Source organism: Methylocystis suflitae, from assembly GCF_024448135.1.
In the GTDB taxonomy this organism is placed as follows: Bacteria; Pseudomonadota; Alphaproteobacteria; order Rhizobiales; family Beijerinckiaceae; genus Methylocystis; species Methylocystis suflitae.
In genome coordinates this window covers 16,502-35,254 of the sequence record NZ_JAMRYX010000006.1, presented here as the reverse complement: position 1 = coordinate 35,254, position 18,753 = coordinate 16,502, and the positions used below count along the sequence as shown (strand labels likewise).

At 63.8% G+C, this 18,753-nt stretch carries 19 protein-coding genes; 5 read left to right on the top strand and 14 right to left on the bottom strand.

The genetic code is table 11. The annotated features are described in order from the left end of the window. Nucleotides 1–155 precede the first annotated feature (155 nt). The 5 genes from NEI07_RS00475 to NEI07_RS00455 all read right to left on the bottom strand — a co-directional run bounded on the left by NEI07_RS00475 (nucleotide 156) and on the right by NEI07_RS00455 (nucleotide 3,645). Nucleotides 156–1,148: a bifunctional enoyl-CoA hydratase/phosphate acetyltransferase gene (locus NEI07_RS00475; protein ID WP_256031964.1), complete on the bottom strand. Its 993-nt coding sequence runs from the start codon at nucleotides 1,146–1,148 to the stop codon at nucleotides 156–158. 15 nt (nucleotides 1,149–1,163) lie between these two features. Further along, nucleotides 1,164–1,691 (bottom strand): DUF3280 domain-containing protein, encoded by a 528-nt coding sequence (locus NEI07_RS00470; RefSeq protein ID WP_256031963.1) that lies wholly within the window; start codon nucleotides 1,689–1,691, stop codon nucleotides 1,164–1,166. Beyond that, nucleotides 1,688–2,455, bottom strand: a complete 768-nt coding sequence (locus NEI07_RS00465; protein WP_256031966.1) for a M48 family metallopeptidase — start codon at nucleotides 2,453–2,455, stop codon at nucleotides 1,688–1,690. The genes NEI07_RS00470 and NEI07_RS00465 overlap by 4 nt, the downstream gene beginning before the upstream one ends. A gap of 117 nt (nucleotides 2,456–2,572) precedes the next feature. Further along, nucleotides 2,573–3,220 carry an SCO family protein gene (locus NEI07_RS00460; protein ID WP_256031961.1) on the bottom strand — a complete coding sequence of 216 codons (648 nt, stop codon included), beginning with the start codon at nucleotides 3,218–3,220 and terminating at the stop codon, nucleotides 2,573–2,575. A gap of 71 nt (nucleotides 3,221–3,291) precedes the next feature. Further along, nucleotides 3,292–3,645 (bottom strand): hypothetical protein, encoded by a 354-nt coding sequence (locus NEI07_RS00455; RefSeq protein ID WP_256031960.1) that lies wholly within the window; start codon nucleotides 3,643–3,645, stop codon nucleotides 3,292–3,294. 164 nt (nucleotides 3,646–3,809) lie between these two features. On the opposite strand from NEI07_RS00455, the gene NEI07_RS00450 reads away from it, so the two are divergent. The 3 genes from NEI07_RS00450 to NEI07_RS00440 all read left to right on the top strand — a co-directional run bounded on the left by NEI07_RS00450 (nucleotide 3,810) and on the right by NEI07_RS00440 (nucleotide 7,330). Then, complete coding sequence (locus tag NEI07_RS00450; RefSeq protein WP_256031959.1) at nucleotides 3,810–5,327, top strand: helicase HerA-like domain-containing protein; 1,518 nt, start codon at nucleotides 3,810–3,812, stop codon at nucleotides 5,325–5,327. Between the two features lie 254 nt (nucleotides 5,328–5,581). After that, entirely contained in the window at nucleotides 5,582–6,466 is an 885-nt protein-coding gene (rpoH, locus tag NEI07_RS00445; protein ID WP_256031958.1) for an RNA polymerase sigma factor RpoH, read from the top strand. Nucleotides 6,467–6,652: 186 nt separating this feature from the next. After that, nucleotides 6,653–7,330: an SDR family oxidoreductase gene (locus tag NEI07_RS00440; protein ID WP_256031957.1), complete on the top strand. Its 678-nt coding sequence runs from the start codon at nucleotides 6,653–6,655 to the stop codon at nucleotides 7,328–7,330. Between the two features lie 33 nt (nucleotides 7,331–7,363). On the opposite strand, the gene NEI07_RS00435 is transcribed toward NEI07_RS00440, so the two are convergent. The 6 genes from NEI07_RS00435 to NEI07_RS00410 all read right to left on the bottom strand — a co-directional run bounded on the left by NEI07_RS00435 (nucleotide 7,364) and on the right by NEI07_RS00410 (nucleotide 13,042). Beyond that, a complete protein-coding gene (locus tag NEI07_RS00435; RefSeq protein WP_256031956.1) occupies nucleotides 7,364–8,128 on the bottom strand; it encodes an ABC transporter ATP-binding protein in 765 nt (254 codons plus the stop codon). Next, a complete protein-coding gene (locus tag NEI07_RS00430) occupies nucleotides 8,070–8,825 on the bottom strand; it encodes an ABC transporter permease (RefSeq protein WP_256031955.1) in 756 nt (251 codons plus the stop codon). Before NEI07_RS00430 ends, NEI07_RS00435 begins: the two co-directional genes overlap by 59 nt. Further along, the gene (locus NEI07_RS00425) at nucleotides 8,822–9,805 is read right to left on the bottom strand and encodes an ABC transporter substrate-binding protein (protein WP_256031954.1); all 984 of its coding nucleotides are present in this window, start codon (nucleotides 9,803–9,805) and stop codon (nucleotides 8,822–8,824) included. Before NEI07_RS00425 ends, NEI07_RS00430 begins: the two co-directional genes overlap by 4 nt. A 402-nt stretch (nucleotides 9,806–10,207) precedes the next feature. Then, nucleotides 10,208–10,951, bottom strand: coding sequence for an oxygen-binding di-iron domain-containing protein (locus tag NEI07_RS00420; RefSeq protein ID WP_256031953.1), 744 nt, complete (start codon nucleotides 10,949–10,951; stop codon nucleotides 10,208–10,210). 58 nt (nucleotides 10,952–11,009) lie between these two features. After that, complete coding sequence (locus NEI07_RS00415) at nucleotides 11,010–11,495, bottom strand: DUF6790 family protein (protein WP_256031952.1); 486 nt, start codon at nucleotides 11,493–11,495, stop codon at nucleotides 11,010–11,012. After that, nucleotides 11,492–13,042: an alpha/beta hydrolase family protein gene (locus tag NEI07_RS00410; protein ID WP_256031951.1), complete on the bottom strand. Its 1,551-nt coding sequence runs from the start codon at nucleotides 13,040–13,042 to the stop codon at nucleotides 11,492–11,494. The genes NEI07_RS00415 and NEI07_RS00410 overlap by 4 nt, the downstream gene beginning before the upstream one ends. 192 nt (nucleotides 13,043–13,234) lie before the next feature. Here NEI07_RS00410 and parE point away from each other — a divergent pair, with 192 nt between their 5' ends. Both parE and NEI07_RS00400 read left to right on the top strand, forming a co-directional pair. Next, the gene (gene parE, locus NEI07_RS00405; protein ID WP_256031949.1) at nucleotides 13,235–15,250 is read left to right on the top strand and encodes a DNA topoisomerase IV subunit B; all 2,016 of its coding nucleotides are present in this window, start codon (nucleotides 13,235–13,237) and stop codon (nucleotides 15,248–15,250) included. A 61-nt stretch (nucleotides 15,251–15,311) separates the two neighbouring features. Further along, nucleotides 15,312–16,376, top strand: coding sequence for a sensor histidine kinase (locus tag NEI07_RS00400; RefSeq protein WP_256031948.1), 1,065 nt, complete (start codon nucleotides 15,312–15,314; stop codon nucleotides 16,374–16,376). On the opposite strand, the gene NEI07_RS00395 is transcribed toward NEI07_RS00400, so the two are convergent. The 3 genes from NEI07_RS00395 to NEI07_RS00385 form a co-directional block, all read right to left on the bottom strand. Continuing rightward, nucleotides 16,357–17,724 carry a DUF2252 domain-containing protein gene (locus NEI07_RS00395; protein WP_256031946.1) on the bottom strand — a complete coding sequence of 456 codons (1,368 nt, stop codon included), beginning with the start codon at nucleotides 17,722–17,724 and terminating at the stop codon, nucleotides 16,357–16,359. The genes NEI07_RS00400 and NEI07_RS00395 overlap by 20 nt on opposite strands. Before the next feature lie 64 nt (nucleotides 17,725–17,788). After that, on the bottom strand, nucleotides 17,789–18,181 hold the full coding sequence (locus NEI07_RS00390) for a (deoxy)nucleoside triphosphate pyrophosphohydrolase (protein ID WP_196402201.1): 393 nt from the start codon (nucleotides 18,179–18,181) through the stop codon (nucleotides 17,789–17,791). A 17-nt stretch (nucleotides 18,182–18,198) separates the two neighbouring features. Then, nucleotides 18,199–18,717, bottom strand: a complete 519-nt coding sequence (locus NEI07_RS00385; RefSeq protein WP_256031944.1) for a carboxypeptidase-like regulatory domain-containing protein — start codon at nucleotides 18,715–18,717, stop codon at nucleotides 18,199–18,201. Nucleotides 18,718–18,753 lie beyond the last annotated feature (36 nt).

Genomic DNA, 18,753 nt, shown 5'->3' with positions numbered 1-18,753 from the left:
ACGCAGCGCGCGCGGCCTATGCCCTCGTGCTTCGAGACGGCTCCTACGGAGCCTCCTCAGCATGAGGGCATAGAATGAGCCGTTCGCGCCGGGAGTTGTTGCGTCGCGTTCTGCCACGCGACGGGCGTTCTGTCGAGAACGCCAGATCACGCGCTCTACGGCGCGGCGCGCGGCCGATGCGTGAAAATCTGCGCCAGCGCCGAAGAGACGACGCGCGAATCGACGTCGTCGGCGCGGCTCGTCAGCACGATCGGGACACGCGCGCCGAGCACCAGCCCCGCCGTATCGGCGCCGCCCAGGAAGACGAGCTGCTTCGCCAGGATATTGCCTGCCTCGAGATCTGGCGCGACCAGAATGTCGGCGTCGCCGGCGACTTCGGACTCAATGTGCTTGGCGTCGGCCGCTTCGCGCGAGATGGCGTTGTCGAAGGCCAGCGGACCGTCAAGCTCGGCGCCGGCGATCTGGCCGCGGTCGGCCATCTTGCAGAGCGCCGCCGCCTCGATCGTCGACGGGATTTTCCCCTCGACCGTCTCCACCGCCGAAAGCAGCGCCACTTTAGGGCGTTCGATGCCGATCGCATGTGCGAGATCGACGGCGTTGCGCACGATGTCGCGCTTTGTGTCGAGCGTCGGCGCGATGTTGATCGCGGCGTCGGTGACGAGCAGCAACTTGTGATAGTACGGCGCGTCGATCACAAAGACATGGCTGATCCGCCGGTCGGTGCGAAGGCCGGCGCCGTCGCGTATGACCGCGGTCATCAGCTCGTCCGTGTGCAGCGCGCCTTTCATCAGCGCGTGCAGTCGGCCGCGGCGCACGAGCTCCACCGCTTGATCGGCGGCGGCGTGGCTGTGTGGCGCGTCGACAATCTCGACGCCTTCGAGCGAGACCCCGCTCGCGCGCGCGGCCGCCTCGATCTTCGCCCGTGGACCGATAAGAGTCGGGACGATCAGCCCTTTGTCGCGAGCGGCGATCGCGCCTTCGACCGAGCGCGCGTCACAAGGATGGATGACGCCCATGCGGATGGGCGGCAGCGCCTGCGCCCGACGCACGAGGGCGTCAAGCAAGGCGCCGCGCGTGCGGGCTTGCGCCACCATGGACCAGGGCGGGCGTGACGTCGCCGTCGGTTCACACCCAGCGCTCTGGCTCATACGGGCCTCCTTCGCTCAATTCGGCGGATCGCGGGCGATGCGATCGACGAAGAATTTCGTCGCGCGCGCCCAGGATTGATCATTATCGCCGCGAAAATCGAACCCCTGATGATAGATCAGTTCGCCCGTCGAAACGCGCGCGACTGAAACGCCCATGCTGAGGATCAGCGTGCTGACCTTATTGACGACGCCCGTCAGAACGAGATCGGCGCCGGCCTTGCGGGCAAGCGACACTTCGCAGCCGTTGCAGGTGCGAATGTAGGTTTGTTTCAAGATCGCGTCGAGATCCGCCGCGATGGGGGCCCGGTCGACGACCTCATAGACGCGCCGCGCGGCGAGTCCCGCGCCGATGTCGTCGCGCGCCCGCGCCAGTCTTTTTGCATGTTCGGCGCTTTGGTCGACAGGTTCGTTTGACGTGTCGACCAGCTCGAAATCGAGAACGAGCAGGCGTTTGCGCGGCTCTTCGGCCAGCGCCGACGCGGCTTGCGACAGCGGCAGGGACAGGAGCAGGGCGAGTCCGAGCAGGCGGCGGCGGCCGATCATCGCGCCTTGGCTCCATATTTGTGGAGGTGCGCGCCGTGGGCGGAGAGCCAGGCTTCGGCGCGATCCGTGTCGGCGCAAAGCCGCCGCGTCAACTTCCAAAATCGCGGTGAATGGTCGAGATGCACGAGATGCGCGACTTCGTGGGCGGCGAGGTAGTCGAGGACGAACGGCGGCGCCATGATCAGCCGCCAGGAAAAGTTCAGCGAGCCGGAGGCCGAACACGATCCCCATCGGCTGATCGGATCGCGCAGGCCGACGCCGCGGGGCGGCAGTCTGAGTGCGCCGGTATGGCGGGCGACCGCCTCTTCAAGGTCGCGCCGCGCCTCCCGCTTCAAATAATCCTGAACGCGACGGTGCACATGTTCGGTCTGACCGGCGACGCAAAGCGTGAAGGGAGCCTCAGCGTCGTCTCTTGGCTCGATCCAGGTGACCCCGCGGCGGTCCGGATGATGGGCGATCATATGATCGACGCCGCGAAGAGGCGCGACCGAACCATGCGCGAAAGGAATGGTTGCAGGAAGCCTGTCGAGACGCGAAGCGATCCAGGCGGCGTGGCGCTGAGCGAAATCTCGCGCATCGCGCAATGACGCCCGCTTCGGCATCGTCAACACCGCATCGCGTGCGGCGAAGCGCACGCGCAAAGTGAATCGCCGCGCATTCTGTGACCGACGCAAAGCGACGAGGATTGTTTCGCCGGCGTGGACTAATTTGAGAATCGACGCGCCGCCAGTTGGCGCCGGTCCTTCGCGCAGGAGTCGAAGCATAGCGCTCATGCTAGCGCAAACGCCATATGAGTCGCGAGTTCCAAAATTGCGGCTCGATGAAAATATTTCCCTTGCGTTGCTTTTTTGTGCGCTCTCCGACGCAGGCGACTGTGCGCGCTACAGATGGCGTTCAAGCTCACGCGCGGCTTCGGCAGGGCGTCGCGCCACGTTGAACGGGCTTACAAAGTGGCCCTTTTTGTCCATCAGATAAACGACAGTGGTGTGGTCGACGGAATAGTCTTCGTCCTTGCCGGGCGCGCGCTTAGAGAAGATGCGATATTCGCGCAACACGGGATCGAGCGAAGCGCGCGGGCCGGTGACGCCGATGATGCGTGGATCGAAATTGGAGAGATAATCTTTGAGAGACTCGGGCGTGTCCCGCTCCGGATCGACGGTGACGAACAGCGCGCCGACTTTGGCGTCCGGTCCCATCGCCCGCAAGATCTCCGACATCTCGAAGAGCGTGGTGTGACAAATGTCCGGACAGTGCGTATAGCCGAAGAAGACGAGGAAGGGGCGGCCCAGGAAATCCTGCTCCGTCACCTGCTGCCCGGTATGCGCGGTGAGTTGAAAAGGTCCGCCGATGGCTTCCGTCGACGTCGTGGGCTTGCCGCTGGTGAAGTAGACAAAGGCGCCGAATATGAGCGCGAAGACGGCGCCGACGCCGATCAACAGCGGTCTCGAGATTCCTGGTCCGCTGGCGGATTGTGCGCCCTTTGGACTGCGCTTCACTCCCTTTGCGCCACCCTTCGATCCGTTGGCCATCGTGCGTTTCCTGATTGTTGTCATGGGCGGCGCGCGCCGCAGCGGGTCCGCTGAGCGAACCTCGAATAGGATCAGTCCGCGAAAACTATATGGGCGTCATTGCATAAGTCCACGTCGCCTGAGTCCTTCGCGTCGTCGAACGCCCAACGCGCCTCAAAGCGGCAACCTTTGGCGCCGGTGATGGGAAACCGCGTGCGGCCTCCGGCGGCCAGCGGCTTATCGAGCTTCCCGACGATGGCTTCCGGCGCCGTCTTGTCTTTTGCCGCCATGATGATCTCGAAGCTTTTCAGCGGCACGGGACGCTGGTTCTCCAGATCGACGGTTTGCGCCAGCTTCGCCGGCGCCGTTCGCGGCTTCGTTGCGCCGACCGCCTGCGCGACGCCGGCGGCGGCGATGACGCCGATCATCGCCAAGCGTAGCTTCATTGGACCTTCTCCCGACGCGAACTTATCTTGCCCTTTTGCATTCGCCAAGCGCTGTCGGCCGAGACCGCGCCGAACGGGCCGGACATGCGCGTCCCGCGCCGATGGTGTAGCTTCGCGCAATTGCGATTCCTGGCTGTGAAAGCGCTTTTAACCATGAGCGAACCATGAGCGAAACTCCGAGCGCCGTTCCGGGCAAAATCCTCGTCGGCGCAAGCGTAACGGACGGGAAGCCGCGCGCGTACCACTATCTTCGGCTCGCGCTTGGCAATCGCCATGGCTTAATCGCGGGCGCAACCGGCGGCGGCAAAACCGTTTCGCTGCAGCTGCTCGCCGAAGGCTTCTCGAACGCCGGAACCTGCGTCTTTCTCGCCGACGTCAAAGGCGATCTCGCGGGACTGTCGCAGCCGGGCGAAGGCAAGTCGGCCTTCGTCGCGCGCGCCAAGGAGATTGGCGTTGCTTACGAGCCCGACCGGTTTCCCGTCACCTTTTGGGATATCTTCGGCGAGCAGGGACACCCGGTTCGCGCTTCGATCTCGGAAATGGGGCCGCTGCTTCTTTCGCGCCTGCTTGATCTGAACGATACGCAAGAGGGCGTTCTCAATATCGTTTTCAAGGCGGCGGACGAGCAGGGCATGTTGCTGCTCGACTTGAAGGATCTGCGGGCGATGCTCGCGCATGTTGCGGAGTCCGCCGCGACTTACAAGCAGACACACGGGAACGTGGCGCCCGCGAGCGTCGGCGCCATTCAGCGGCAGCTGTTGGTGTTGGAGACGCAGGGCGGCGATCAATTTTTTGGCGAGCCGGCGCTCGACATCATGGATTTCCTGCGCGTCGATCGCGACGGCCGCGGGGTAATCAATATTCTGGCGGCCGACAGGCTTTCGCGCGCGCCCCGGCTCTATGCGACTTTCCTTCTTTGGATGCTTTCCGAACTCTTCGAAACCCTGCCGGAGGTGGGCGATCTCGACAAGCCGAAGCTCGTCTTCTTCTTCGACGAGGCGCATCTTCTGTTCAACGACGCGCCGAAGGCGCTGCTGTCCGCGATTGAGCAGGTCGTGCGTCTCATCCGCTCGAAAGGCGTCGGCGTCTATTTCATCACGCAAAATCCGCTTGACGTGCCGGACACGGTTCTGGGCCAGCTCGGCAACCGTATCCAACATGTGCTGCGCGCATTCACGCCTCGCGATCAGAAGGCGGTACGCGCCGCCGCCGAGACGTTTCGCGACAATCGCGCGCTCGAGGAAGCCGAGGCGATCATGCAGCTTGGCGTCGGCGAAGCGCTGGTGTCCATGCTCGACGCCAAGGGAACGCCGGAAGTCGTCGAACGAACGCTGATCGCGCCGCCGTCCGCCCGCGTTGGACCGATATCGCCGCAGGAGCGGAAGGCCGTGATGGGCGCGAGCGCCTTCGGGGGGAAATACGACACGATGGTGGATCGTGAATCCGCTTTCGAAATGCTGCAGGCGCGCGCCGTCAAGGGCGAGGCCGAAAGCGGCGCAGGCGGCGGTCTGCTCGGCGCGCTCGGCGGCATATTGGGCGGCATCTTTGGCAAGGGCGACAAGAAGCGCATGTCGCCGGTGGAACTCGCGGCGCGCGCCGCGATCCAATCGGCGGCGCGGTCCGCCGGCACACAGATCGCGCGCCAAATTCTGCGCGGCGTGCTGGGCGGAATGTCGAAGTGAATTCGGGCCCGAAGATCGCGGGATTATAACGGGCAGGATCTTCGCCAAACTTGCGCGGCCAAACTTGCGCGGCCGAGCCTTTGAAGCGCGCCATTCACATTGCTGAATCTTAATCCGTGCTTTAGCCTCCCTTCACGCAATTGTCATTTTCCAGCCCTCTAGGGGCGCCCTATAATGTCCCCCTGTCGCGGTCGGCGTTTCGTGGCCGCGCTTTGCGGACCCGCCATACTCAGGGGGTTCGTCAGGAGGGACTTATGGCGAATGCCTTGCCAATCGTCTCAGAAGACGGCCTAGCCCGCTATCTATCTGAAATCAGGCGGTTTCCAATGTTGGAGCCGCAGCAGGAATATATGCTTGCCAAGCGCTGGCGCGAGCATGAAGACGCGAAAGCCGCGCAGGAGCTGATCACGTCGCATCTGCGGCTCGTGGCGAAGATCGCCATGGGCTATCGCGGCTACGGCCTGCCGATCGGGGAAATCGTTTCCGAAGGCAATGTCGGCCTCATGCAAGCCGTCAAGCGCTTCGAGCCCGAGCGCGGCTTCCGCCTCGCGACCTATGCCATGTGGTGGATCCGCGCCTCTATCCAAGAGTATATTTTGCGCTCCTGGTCGCTCGTCAAAATGGGCACCACGGCGAGTCAAAAGAAGCTCTTCTTCAATCTTCGCAAGGCCAAGAGCCGCATCTCCGCCTTCGAAGAAGGCGACCTGAAGCCCGAGAACGTCGAAAAGATCGCCCATCGGCTTGGCGTGTCTAAGCAGGACGTCATCGACATGAATCGCCGCATGGGCGGCGACGCTTCGCTCAACACGCCGTTGCGCGAGGAGGGCGAAGGCGAATGGCAGGACTGGCTTGTCGACGACAGCGTCGATCAGGAGCATCTGCTCGTCGCCCAAGAAGAAAGCGACAATCGCCTGAAGGCGCTGCGCGGCGCGCTTGACGTGCTCAATCCGCGCGAGCGGCGCATCTTCGAGGCGCGGCGACTGTCTGACGATCCCGTCACGCTTGAAACGCTCTCCGAGGAATTCGGCGTGTCGCGTGAGCGCGTGCGCCAGATCGAGGTGCGCGCCTTCGAGAAGGTGCAGGCGGCGGTGCGCGACGGCGTCGCGCGCATCGAGTCGGCGCCTGCGCCGGCGGCGTAACGGCTCCGAAATCCGAGGAATGATCGACGCGGCGCAGAAGCGCGCCGCTCGGGTCACGCCAAGTCGGTCTGCACGTCGGTCTGCACTCCGCAGAAAGTTGCACTGCTCACCAGAGCTGTGGCGCCTGCCCCAAGCCTTCGCTCGCTCTATATTGGTGAGGAACTGGGGGGGCGCCAGAACAGCGACATGTCTCACTGGCTCATTGTCGGCGCCAGCCGCGGCATCGGACTTGAAACTGCGCGTCAGCTTTCGGCGCGAGGGGAGCACGTGACCGCGAGCGTGCGCAGCCCGGCGGGCCTGGCGGCGCTGAAAGCGGCCGCGCCGCAGGCGGCGCCCTTGCAATTTGACGTTCGCGACGCGGCGGCGATCAGCGCCGCCGCCGCGCAAGTCTGCGATCCGATCGACGTGCTGATCGCCAACGCCGGCGCCTATGGGCCGCAGCGCCAATCCTCGACCGACATGGATTTTGAAGGCGCGCTCGATCTACTTTCGATCAATACGCTCGGCCCGCTGCGTGTCGTTCAGGCCTTCCTGCCGCGGGTGAAGCGGAGCGCCCGTCCCCGCATCGTGTTGATGACCAGCAGATTGGGCTCGATGTCGCTCGGCGGCACATCCAATGTCGCCTACCGCGTCTCAAAAGCAGGGTTGAACAAGATCGCGCAATGTCTCGCTGACGATCTGAAGGCGGAAGGCGTCGTCGTCGTCGCCCTCAGTCCGGGCCGGGTGCGCACCGACATGGGTGGGCCGAACGCGACGCTCGACGTGCGCGACAGCGTGGCGGGCGTCATTCAAGTCGTCGAGTCGCTGACGCTCGCCGACACGCGCCGCTATCTCGACTATCGCGGCGAAGAGCTTCCCTGGTGAGGGGGCTCTGGTGAGCGCCGGACAGGCGCGCGCCTAATGTTTTTCCTGCTGCGGCCCGGCGCGCGCGACGGCAAGCGCGTCCCGCGCCTGGGTCTCGAGCTTCTCCGCCATCTCTCTCTCCAACGCTCTTCGCGGCGTCGGCACATCGAGCGTCGCGACGACGCGCGCCGGACGCGGTGATAAAAGGAATATCCTATCCGCGAGCGCAATCGCCTCGGCGAGATCGTGAGTCACGATCAGCGTAGTGATGCGCCGCTCGTCGATGAGCCTTGCGATCATCTCGCGCAGATCCTTGGCCAGCGCCGCGTCGAGCGACACAAGCGGCTCGTCGAGCAGCAGCAGGTCGGGCTTGACGGCGAGCGCGCGCGCAAGCGCGACGCGCCGGGCGAGCCCCAGCGAGAGTTCGCGCGGGAAATGCGATGCGTGCTCGGCGAGCCCGAGTTCGTCGAGAAGCGCGGCGATGTCGTCTTCGCGCGCATGCGGCGCGGCGATGCGGATATTGTCGATGACGCTGCGCCAGGGCAGCAATCGCGGCTCTTGGAAAACCATGCCGAGCCGGCCGTGTTCGGGCAGGACGATCGTTCCGACGTAGTCCTTGTCGAGTCCGGCGATGAGCCGCAGCAAGGTGGTTTTGCCGCAGCCGGAAGGGCCGACGACCGCGCCCGCCTGTCCCGCAGGCAGCGTCAGACGCAAATCTTCCAGCGCGCGACGCGGGCTGCCGCGGGCCGAATGATAATCCTTAGACGCGATCGAGACGTCGAGAGACGCCGCGCCGCCAGCGCGAGACGTGTCGTTCAAGAGGCTGCACCAGAAAAGTTTCGACGCCGAGCATCAGCGCGACGAAGGGAAGCGCGTAAGCAAGCAGAAGCTTCATGTCAAAGAGCTGAAAGGCCATGTTGATTTCGAAACCGACGCCGTTGGAGCGCCCTAGCAGTTCGACGACGAGGACGATCTTCCAAACGAGCGACAGGCCGGAACGCGTCGCCGCCGCAAGATAGGGCGCGAGCTGCGGCAGGACGAGATGCTTGAAACGCGCTGTGGGCGAAAAGCGAAAGACATGCGCCATGTCCTCAAGATGCGGATCGAGCGCCCGCGCGCCTTCGCGCACGACGACGATGGCGTTGGGCAGCTTGTTGAGCGCGACGGCGCCGATCGCGGCGACTTCCGTGAGGCCGGCCCAGACATAGGCGAGCACGATAACGACCAGAGCCGGCAGATTGAGCAGCGTGACGAGCCAGGGATCGAGCAGCCGGTCGGCGAGCTTGTTGCGACCCATGACATAGCCGATCGCCGCGCCGAAACTCATGGCGAGCGCGAAGGCGGCGATAACGCGCGCGAGCGTGATCGCGAGATTGGAGAACAACGCGCCGGAAAGCGCCTCTTCATAAACCTTCTCGAAAACGGCCGCCGGTCCCGGAAGTCGGCGCGGATCGGATAGCCACGCGCCGAACTGCCAAAGCAGGAGCAGCGCCGTAAGCGAGACCAGACGGATCAACGCGGCTTGCCTTCGGCGCCCTTGTAGAAGGTCCCGGGATCGAGCGTTTTGCCGGAGCCGACGAGCTTTTCGCCGCCGAGCGCGGCGAGCGCGCCATAGAGCGTCCGGGCGTCGGCCTCTTCCTGGGCGACCGAGCGTTTCGGCGCGCCGGCGACATAGCGCTTGCGGTAGATGTCGACTGTCTTGGCGTCCTTGCCGCCGAGGCGCTGCGCGATGACTGCGCCCCAGGCCCTGTCGGATGTCGCAATCAGCTCCTTGGCTTTCTTCGTCATCGAGAAGAACCGCGCCAGCGCGTCCTTGTTCTTTGCCGCGAAATCCTCGTCGAAGACATAGCCGGTGACGACGACGTCGCCCTTGGCGCCGAGCGCCTTTTCGACGTCGGTGAGCTCAACGGCGCGGGTGAAGCCTTGGGCTTCGAGGTCGGCGGCGAAATTCCAGAATTCGAGCGCCGCGTCAATCTCGCCCTGCAGCGCCTTTTCGGCGATGAGTGGCGGCGCGCCGTACAGCACCGTCGCCGTCTTGTCGAGATCGACGCCTTCTTTAAGCGCATAGGCTTTGAGCATCAGCCAGCTTTTGTCGAGGGGCCCGCCGGCGACGCCCAGCGACTTGCCGGCGAGGTCCTTGACGCTCTTGATCGCGGGGTTCTTGGTCATTACCGCGCCGATCGCCGATGAGTGCGGGTAGAAGGTCAGCTTCGCGCCCTGCGCGCGCTGGCGGGCGACCCATAGCCAATCTGAGACGATGATGTCGGCGCCGCCGCCCTGGATGGCGATCTTGCCGGCGTCGGTCGAGGCGAGTTCGGTGGCGTCAATGTCGAGCTTCGCAGTCTTGTCGAGGCCGAACGCCTTAGCGACGGCGAGTTCCCAGCCGAGCGTGCCGGTCTTCTGCAGCGCGATGCGCAATTTTTCCGCCTGCGCCGGCGCGGCGAGGAGAAAGACGCTGGCGAGACAGGCGGCGAGAGCGACGAAGCAGCGTTGCATGTCTTCCTTGAGGTTTACCTGGATGTCTTACCGCAGGATCGACATATCGTCGATGCTCGCCGGGAGGTTGATCGCCGAAGGCGCAGGTTGTTGCACAGCGGTGTGTCATCCCCGACGCGCGGAGCGCGCTCGGGGATCCAGAGCGGAGGCGGGGATAAAGGCTTCTATTTGGCGCAGACTCTCCGCGTCATGCCCGCGCTTGTCGCGGGCATCCACGCCGGGACGTTACGCAATGGCTGCAAGGCGCATGCAATGTCGATACGTGGATGGCCGGGACAAGCCCGGCCATGACGGTTACATGCGAGAAACTAACGAAAAGCGTTGCGCGAGCTGTCTGCGTCATGCCCGGCCTTGGGAGGGACACGCTTTGCAGCATTCGCGCGCGGCGTCGAAGTTTCATCTTCAGGGGGTGGCTAGGCGGGCGCCTTTCGCCGCAAGCGCCGCGTCATAAAAATCCGCGAGCTGCGAGAGCAGGGCGGCGCAGTCGCCTTGAAAACTCGAGCCGTGCATGACGGCGAGGCGGCGGGGCTCCAGCGCCGCGAGCATGCGGATCGTCGGGCCGGTCATCGGTGTCAGCGAGGTGGCCTGGAAGGCGTTCTCCGCCGCGATGGCGGCTTCAAGCACGCTCTCCGTCGTGATGGCCGGTCCTTGACCGATTTGCGTGAGAAGATCGCCGCAAAACAGCGTGCGGGTCGTCTCTTCATAGATCAGCCCCGATTCCCACGCATGCGGCACATGCGGCGTGTCGATGTAGCGCACGCGCCTTCCACCGATGTCCATGATTTCGCCGTCGGCAAGGGCGCGCGGCGGCCGGTCGGCGAGATCGTTGAGCGACACCATGCACGCCGTCTGGCCATGAACCACTTGCGCCTGCGGCGCAGCGGCGAGCCAGAGATTCATCGCGCCGCATTCGTCGGCTTCGACATGGCCGAAGGAAATCCAGCGCAGCTGCTCGATCGGCATGATCGCGGTCAAGGTCTTCGATACGCACGGAAACAGCGAACGCTGCCCGCAGTGAAACAGCAGCGGCTCGTCCGCGTCGATGAGGAACTGGTTGAAGGTGAATCCGCCGGGCGCCGCGATCTCCGGCACATATGTCGACAGTCGATAGATGCGCTCGGCGATTTCATCGACCTTCGTTTCCATCTTACCCTCTGACGGCATTCGCCGTCGCATGCGTGAATCCGCGGCGCTTCATCTGCGCCTAGCCTTTCTCCGCGTCCCATCGATGGCGAAGGTAAAGCAGCAGGAGCAGCCAGATCGCGATAAAGCCATCGGAGAAAATCGTCAAAAAGTTGTAGGGCGCATAGTCCCCGGCGCGAAGCGTCTGCTCGATGTGGCCATAGGTCGCCCCGAGCATGAACAACGACCATCCAAGTCCGGTGGCGAGCCAAAAGGCGCCGCGAATCCAAATGCAGAGAAAACCGAGAACGCCCCAGGCGCCGTCATGAACGCCGACTTCGAACTGGAACGGGCTTCCCGGCGCCCAGCCGATGCTGCGCGCGGTCTGATCGGGGAAGAAGACATGCGGGACGAAGCCGAGCGGCAGGCCGATGACGCCGACGTCGAGAACCAGCGCGTACAGCAACAGCAGGCGAACGACGCGTGCGCGAGTCCTTGGGACTCTGCTTAACGTCAGATGCGCCAACGGCAGCAGCACGCTGAAGAGCGCGACGATGAGGCCGATCATGGCGACACGGCTGCTTTCGCGTCTTCCGCCGCAGCGGCGGCGACGCTGCGCTGGCCCGGCTTCAGCGCTTTGATCTGATATTTTTCACATTCCGCGCTCAACGCGCCGAGACCGCCGTAAAGCCTCTCGGCGTCGCCGTAGCCGATGGCGGCAAAGCGATAAATCAGCTCGCGCACGAGGCTGGGCTTCAGGAAATAGCCGGAATGGACGTCGACCTCGCCTCTGACATAGACCCACAGCAGGCGCAGATGTCCAAGCCAAGACAGATTCGGCGGCGCGCCGGGCGTCGCGTCCGTCACTACCCCATGGCCCTTCGCGTCGATGCTGTCAGTGCAGTCGAAATAGGTCAGCCTCTGTGCGAATGACTCTTCCGATTGCACGGCGTCGAGTTCAGCGTAAAGCTCGTAAAGGGTGCGCGCGCCGACGCGCAGATTGCCGAGCGTCAGTTGTTCGGAAAGTCCCCAGCCGGTCAGCACGCCGACATTGCCGAGGCGATAGCCGAACCTGCGGCTCTTCGTCGGCAGCGAGAAGAAATTCGCCGCCGTCGAAATGTCGCGCAAAACTTCGTCGCCTTCGTTGGAGAAAAGATGGGCCTCCTGAAAGCGGATCAATGATGAATGCAGCGCATTGCTGCGGCCCAACAGCAGCACTTCCGAAGGAATGTCGGGCGAGACGAGAACGAGGCGGCGCAATATAAAATTCTTCCCAATCTTCGATCGAAGCTCCCGCTGCCCGCGCTCCTCTTCGCTGCCGAGCGTCTCTGGGCCATGGCGCATGGCGGCGATCGCGAGTGGGGAAAACACGTCGGAGAGAATGCGCACGGCGTTGGTGACGACGAAGCCGCCCATGCTATGGCCGATAAAGGACAGCTCGACCCTTCCGATAAGATCGTCGGGGTCCTCGCTCGGCCGTTTGGGAAGCCTGTCGTCGATCTCGCGAATGAGATTGACGAGATCGGGCACGCCGTAATTCGTCGCTCGAAAGCCGTCACGAAAATAGACGATGAGCCGCAAGCCAAAAAGGGTGAGGGGAATGACGACCATCGCGGCAGTCACAGCCGTCACGACGACGCGCGTGAGCTTCCACCAGTCGCAAATCTCGAAAGAGAAGTTCACGAGATATACGGCGGCGAGCGAGACGAAGAGAATGCCGAGGAGGAATAATGGCGCAGCGTTCAAACCGCTTCGCCAAGGGGTTCCCATCGCTTCTGACGGCCAACGATAACCGATGCAAACGAGGCCGCGGTTCTCGAGCGCGTCGTCGTCGTTCAACGCGATGAACGACTCTTTGAAGGTTTCGAGAACTTTCTTTCGCGGCGTGTTGAAGCCGTGGACGGTAATCAGGAGTTTAGGGTTTTTCTGATTCGCCAGTGTCTCGACGATCTTCTCTAATTCGGAAACCTTGCAGTTATCTGGAGTCGGCAGAACGGTTTCCTTGTCGTCGATATTGTCGGGCGCTGTGCTTTCGACGAAGAAGGCGGGCGTGAGGGCCCTGGCGGCAGGTGGCGGGGTGACCTCGTACACCGCTAATTGTTTGTCATGCGCCATGGATTAGCTCCAATTTTTCGGTTGAGCAAAAATCCTTAAGTGAGTATTTAGCCGGGTCCGAGCATGCCTCAGCGTCGCCTATGCGACAAGCGCAAGCCTCGTCTGCCTTTTTTGTGAATTCCCGATGTCGGTCACGCCAAGGCGCGTGCGCCGAACCGACCCACACTGCCCCGAATCGCGCTAAGATCGCTCATGGCTTCAAAACCCGATCTTTTCAGCGGCGCGCCGCGCAAGGCGCCCGCGTCGAAACCCGCCCCAAAGCGCGGGCCGGCGGAATATTCCGCCGCCTCGATCGAAGTGCTGGAGGGGCTCGAGCCCGTCCGCCGGCGCCCCGGCATGTATATCGGCGGCACCGACGAGGCGGCGATGCATCACCTCTTCGCCGAGGTGCTGGACAACGCCATGGACGAGGCCGTGGCGGGCCATGCGACCTTCATCGAAGTGACGCTGGAAACTGACGGCTGGCTCACGGTCAGCGACAACGGCCGCGGCATTCCGGTCGAGTCCCATCCGAAATTTCCCAAGAAATCGGCGCTGGAAGTGGTGATGACCACGCTTCACGCGGGCGGCAAGTTCGATTCTGGGGCCTATCAGACCTCCGGCGGTCTGCACGGCGTCGGCGTCTCCGTCGTCAACGCGCTGTCCGAAAAGCTTGACGTCGAGGTGGCGATCGCCGGCCAGCTTTACGGCCAGGAGTTTTCGCGGGGCCTGCCGCTTGGCAAGCTCAAGACGCTTGGCCGCGTCAACAACCGGCGCGGCACCAAGGTGCGCTTCAAGCCCGACGCGCAGATTTTCGGGGCCGGCGCGCATTGGAAGCCGGCGCGGCTCTTCCGCATGTCGCGCTCCAAGGCCTATCTCTTCGGCGGCGTCGAAATCCGCTGGCGCTGCGATCCGTCGCTGATCGACCCCGGCGCGGACACGCCGCCTGAGGCGGTGCTGCGCTTTCCCGGCGGCTTGAAGGATTATCTGGCGCGCGAGATCCACGGCAAGGAGCTCGTCGCCGACCAGCCTTTCGTCGGCAAAATCACGCGGGAAGGCGGCCATGGCTCGCTCGAATGGGCGGTCTCCTGGCTCGCCGAGGACGACGGCTTCGTCCATTCCTATTGCAACACCATCCCGACGCCCGACGGCGGCACGCATGAGGCGGGGTTTCGCGCCGCGCTCCTAAAGGCGCTCAAGGATCACGCCGAACGCGTGGGGCAGGCGAAGCGCGCCAAGGACATCGGCGCCGACGATCTCATGGGCCAGTCGGCCGCGATGATCTCGGTCTTCATCCGGGAGCCGGAGTTTCAGGGCCAGAACAAAAGCCGGCTGATGAGCATTGAGGCGGCGCGCATCGTCGAAAGCGCGGTGCGGGACGCCTTCGACCATTGGCTCGCCGGCGCCCCCTCGCAGGCCAATAAGCTCTTGGATTTCGCCGTTGAGCGCGCCGAGGAGCGCCTGCGCCGGCGCGCCGAGAAGGACATCGCCCGCAAGACCGCGACCCGCAAGCTGCGGCTGCCCGGCAAGCTCGTCGACTGCACGAATAATTCGGCGCAGGGCTCGGAGCTGTTCATCGTCGAGGGCGACTCCGCCGGCGGTTCGGCGAAGGAGGCGCGCAACCGCACGACGCAGGCCATTTTGCCGCTGCGTGGCAAGATTTTGAACGTCGCCTCGGCCACGAAGGACAAGCTCCTCGCCAATCAGCAGCTCGCCGATCTGACCCAGGCGCTCGGCTGCGGACTGGGCGCGCATTACCGCGACGAGGATCTGCGCTACGAGAAGGTGATCGTGATGACCGACGCCGACGTCGACGGCGCGCATATCGCCTCGCTGCTCATCACCTTTTTCTATCGGCAGATGCCGCGCCTCATCGAGAACGGCCATCTCTATCTGGCGCAGCCGCCACTCTACAAGCTCACGCAAGGCGCGAAGACCGTCTATGCGCGCGACAATGAACATCGGGACGAATTGATCGCCAAGGAGCTGACCGGGAAGGGAAAAATCGAGACCGGCCGGTTCAAGGGGCTAGGCGAGATGAGTGCGGCTCAGCTCAAGGAAACCACGATGGACCCGAGCAAGCGCACGCTCCTCAAAGTCGTCGTGGAGCCGGAAGATCGCGAGGAGACGGCGGACTGCGTCGAGCGGCTGATGGGCAACAGGCCGGAAGCGCGCTTCGCCTTCATTCAGGAGCGCGCCGCCTTCGCGACGGAACTCGTGGATATCTAACCCCTCGCGCCCGGACGCGTCTGGGAGTATGGTGTCGTCCTCCCACGACGATAGGCGCCGCGTGACCGACACGGAAACTCGCCCAACGACCGTAGATGCGCGCGACCCGCGGTCCTTCTGCGACGAGCAGGCCTTCGCCCTGGAGCGGATGCAGCTCGCGCTCGACGCCGGGCGCACCGGCATCTGGGATTGGAACCTCCTGACCGGCGAAGTGCATATCGACGAGCGCGTGCGCCGCCTGTGGGGCCTTCCCGAGGGCGTTCCGGCAAGCTTTGAAATCTTCCGCAACGCGCTGCATCCCCAGGACAAGAAGCGTACGAAAGAGGCTGTCGGCGTCGCGCTCGATCCCACGCACGAAGGCGATTACGAGATCGAATATCGCGTCATCGGTCAGACCGACCGCATCGAGCGCTGGGTCTCGGTGCGCGGCCGCACTTTTTTCGACGAAGGCCGCGCGGTCCGCATTCTCGGCACCGCGCGCGACATCACGCCGCGCAAGCAGCGCGAGCAGCATGTGCGCGTGCTCCTGCGCGAACTCGTGCATCGCTCGAAGAATCTGCTTGCCGTCGTGCAGGCGATGTCGCGGCAGACGGCCGCCGGTTCGCCCTCCGTCGAAGATTTTCAGCGCAAATTCGGCGCCCGCCTGCAGGCGCTGTCGATGGCGCATGATCTGCTCGTGTCGCAGGATTGGCGCGGCGCCTCGATGCGCGAATTGGTGCGCGCGCAGCTCGCCTATTGCATGGACGTGCCGCAGGGCGACGTGTCGTCGCGCGCGACGATCGACGGCCCGAAAATCATGCTGAAGCCGGAGGCGGCGCAGAACATCGGCCTCGCCTTGCATGAACTCGCCACGAACGCGCTAAGCTATGGCGGCCTGTCGCGGCCGGACGGCGCCGTCTCGCTGACATGGCGCTTCGAAGACGGTCGGCTCAATATCGAATGGCGCGAGAGCGGCGGTCCGGCGGTGGCGATGCCGCCGCGCGAAGGCTTCGGCCATAAGGTCATCAAACGCCTCGTCGCGCAGGCGCTCGACGGAACGGCGACGCTCAACTTTCCGCCCGACGGATTGATTTGGACTCTGTCGATTCCGGCGAGCTACGCGACAGTCAGGGACGAGCAGGGCTAGCGTTTCGCTGCGCGCAAAATGCTTCGTAGTCCTTGGCGTTTTGCTGCGCGTAGACCATCGCGAACGACGCGAGCGCGTCATCGAACGCCTCGCTTTTTCCCATGTAGCCCGCAAGAGTCGCCGCATCGGCGGAACGCACATGCGCGCGCGCCAAGGTGCGTCCGCACAGTTTGGCGTAATCCAGTAGGTCGTGGCGTTGCAGCAGTTCCGTGAGATCGCCGAGACGCCGCGTCTTCAGCTGACGCATGTAGAATTCTCGCTGCGAAGCCGGGTCGCGCGTCGGGCCGAGAAAAACGTCGGTTGCCGCCTGCATCATGCGTTGGCCTCTGACGACGCGTTCGCCCTGAACGCCGGACCAGACGCCAAGGCCAAAGCGCTCCAGCACGGACTGCTTCGCTTCTTTCACCTGGATGAACAGGGGCTCGTCGTCCGGGCTCATAAACAGCGCGATCGTGCAATAAGTTCCGAGGCTGCCGACGCCAACGGCCTTGAAAGCGATGTCGCACAAACGGTAGCGGCCCAATAAAGCGGCGACGTGCGGCGGCAAATTCGCGAACGCGGCGGCAATGAGCCCGTTGACATCGAATTGGTTGGCGACGCTTTCGTTGAAGTGAAAGAGCCGCGGCGGCCTGTCCTCGATTCGCAAGCCGCCGTTTGCTCCATTCGAAATCTTCGGAAAATTGTCGGCATGATCGTCTTCGTCCCCACGCGTGGACTGAGCGGCGTGTGCAACGGCGGGAAGAACGCGGTTACGGAGTTCCGCGACGACGTCGCGTAGCGGCACGCGGGTGTTCCAGGCCTGGAGCGGCGACACGGCGGCGAGTTCTATCACGGCCCTGCGGTAGGTCTTAATGGCGGCCCGCGCCGTCGATCTTGAGGCTCGCTCACTTTTACCTGCGCCAAGCGCTGCGACGGCGACGCTTGTCGCGAAGCGGCGCAAATCGACCGTGACGTCCACATCGGGCAGCGTCTCGTCGAAATCATTGAGATCGAAGAGCGGATGTCCTTCCGGCGACATGAAGGCGCCGAAATTCATGAGATGACAGTCGCCGCAGACCTGCGCGCGAATTCCTGGGGCCGGCTGCGCCGAAAGATCGGCGGCCATGACATCGGCGGCGCCGCGTAGAAAAGCATGCGGCGATTTGGCCATCGACTCGCGGCGAAGCGGAAGCAGGGATTGAATGCGATCGCGCTCGGTCTCGGCGATGATCGCCGCCGCATTCCGGTTTACGGCGGGCGTAAAGTTCGCCAGCGACTCGCGCGGGACGATCTTGCGCAGAGTCTTTCCTGCCGCGTAGCGCGCGCGACGGTTCGAGCTTTCTGTATGCGCCGCGCCTTCAATGATCATGATCAGGAATTCCTTCGGCTCATAGAACCAATGTTGAAAAAATTTTGGTCAGCCTGCAGTCCGATCAGCCCAGCAAATCAATCAGCGGCCCGATCAGCGGCGCATCGGCGGGCGGCATCGGATAATTGCGCAGATCGCGGGCGCGCGCCCATTTCACCGCCTGTCCCTCCATCGGCGAAATAAAGCCCTCCCACTTACGGCAGACGTAAAGCGGCATCAGAAGATGAAAGTCGTCATAGGCGTGGCTCGCGAAGGTCAAAGGCGCGAGGCAGGGCGCGCAGATCCGCACGCCAAGTTCTTCTTCGAGTTCGCGCGCGAGAGCGTCTTCCGGCCGCTCGCCGGGATGCAGCTTGCCGCCGGGAAACTCCCACAGACCGGCGAGCTGCTTGCCTTCGGGGCGTTGCGCGATGAGCACGCGATTGTCGGCGTCGACGAGCGCCGCCGCCACGACGAGCAATAGAGACACAGGCGCGCTCAATTGCCGGAGAGAACGACTTTCACCGGGCCGTTTTCCTTGCCGGTGAGCGTCACTTCTTCATACATCGCGCCGCCTTCAGGCGCAGGCGCATCCTTCGGCTTCCAGATGAGCTGGGTGGTGAGATAATAGCGTCCGGGCGCGACATTCTCGAAGGTGAATCGCCCATTCGACTCCGTCGTCGTCGTGCGGGTCAGAGCGGCGTATTGCGTATCCGGCTCGACCTTCGGAATTGACGCGGCCGGCAGGAATTTCACCGACCCGTAAAAATTCTTGATGCGGGTCTGCGCATAGGTCGTGGCCGGTATCAGCCTCACGGTTTCGCCCGCGGCGTAGCGCACATTCGATCCCGAGGCGTCGCGCAGAAAGGCCTGTCCGGCGATGACGCCCCTGCCGGGCGCCCTGATGTAGCTCGCCTGCGAGGGATCGAAGCCAACGCTTGGCGACGGACCGCGCGCGGCGTTGCAGGCTGACAGCAGTACGAGCGGCCCGGCGAAGAGAAGCTTGACGCAACGCATGACAATAACGCTCCACGACGAAACGCAGGTCGTAAA

Excerpts from the sequence above, each read along its gene's own strand:
- NEI07_RS00395 (WP_256031946.1), bottom strand. The coding sequence starts at position 17,724 with ATGATCATTGAAGGCGCGGCGCATACAGAAAGCTCGAACCGTCGCGCG.
- rpoH (WP_256031958.1), top strand. The coding sequence starts at position 5,582 with ATGGCGAATGCCTTGCCAATCGTCTCAGAAGACGGCCTAGCCCGCTAT.
- parE (WP_256031949.1), top strand. The coding sequence starts at position 13,235 with ATGGCTTCAAAACCCGATCTTTTCAGCGGCGCGCCGCGCAAGGCGCCC.
- NEI07_RS00460 (WP_256031961.1), bottom strand. The coding sequence starts at position 3,220 with ATGGCCAACGGATCGAAGGGTGGCGCAAAGGGAGTGAAGCGCAGTCCA.
- NEI07_RS00440 (WP_256031957.1), top strand. The coding sequence starts at position 6,653 with ATGTCTCACTGGCTCATTGTCGGCGCCAGCCGCGGCATCGGACTTGAA.
- NEI07_RS00470 (WP_256031963.1), bottom strand. The coding sequence starts at position 1,691 with ATGATCGGCCGCCGCCGCCTGCTCGGACTCGCCCTGCTCCTGTCCCTG.
- NEI07_RS00465 (WP_256031966.1), bottom strand. The coding sequence starts at position 2,455 with ATGCTTCGACTCCTGCGCGAAGGACCGGCGCCAACTGGCGGCGCGTCG.
- NEI07_RS00385 (WP_256031944.1), bottom strand. The coding sequence starts at position 18,717 with ATGCGTTGCGTCAAGCTTCTCTTCGCCGGGCCGCTCGTACTGCTGTCA.
- NEI07_RS00410 (WP_256031951.1), bottom strand. The coding sequence starts at position 13,042 with ATGGCGCATGACAAACAATTAGCGGTGTACGAGGTCACCCCGCCACCT.
- NEI07_RS00475 (WP_256031964.1), bottom strand. The coding sequence starts at position 1,148 with ATGAGCCAGAGCGCTGGGTGTGAACCGACGGCGACGTCACGCCCGCCC.
- NEI07_RS00415 (WP_256031952.1), bottom strand. The coding sequence starts at position 11,495 with ATGATCGGCCTCATCGTCGCGCTCTTCAGCGTGCTGCTGCCGTTGGCG.
- NEI07_RS00425 (WP_256031954.1), bottom strand. The coding sequence starts at position 9,805 with ATGCAACGCTGCTTCGTCGCTCTCGCCGCCTGTCTCGCCAGCGTCTTT.
- NEI07_RS00450 (WP_256031959.1), top strand. The coding sequence starts at position 3,810 with ATGAGCGAAACTCCGAGCGCCGTTCCGGGCAAAATCCTCGTCGGCGCA.
- NEI07_RS00420 (WP_256031953.1), bottom strand. The coding sequence starts at position 10,951 with ATGGAAACGAAGGTCGATGAAATCGCCGAGCGCATCTATCGACTGTCG.
- NEI07_RS00455 (WP_256031960.1), bottom strand. The coding sequence starts at position 3,645 with ATGAAGCTACGCTTGGCGATGATCGGCGTCATCGCCGCCGCCGGCGTC.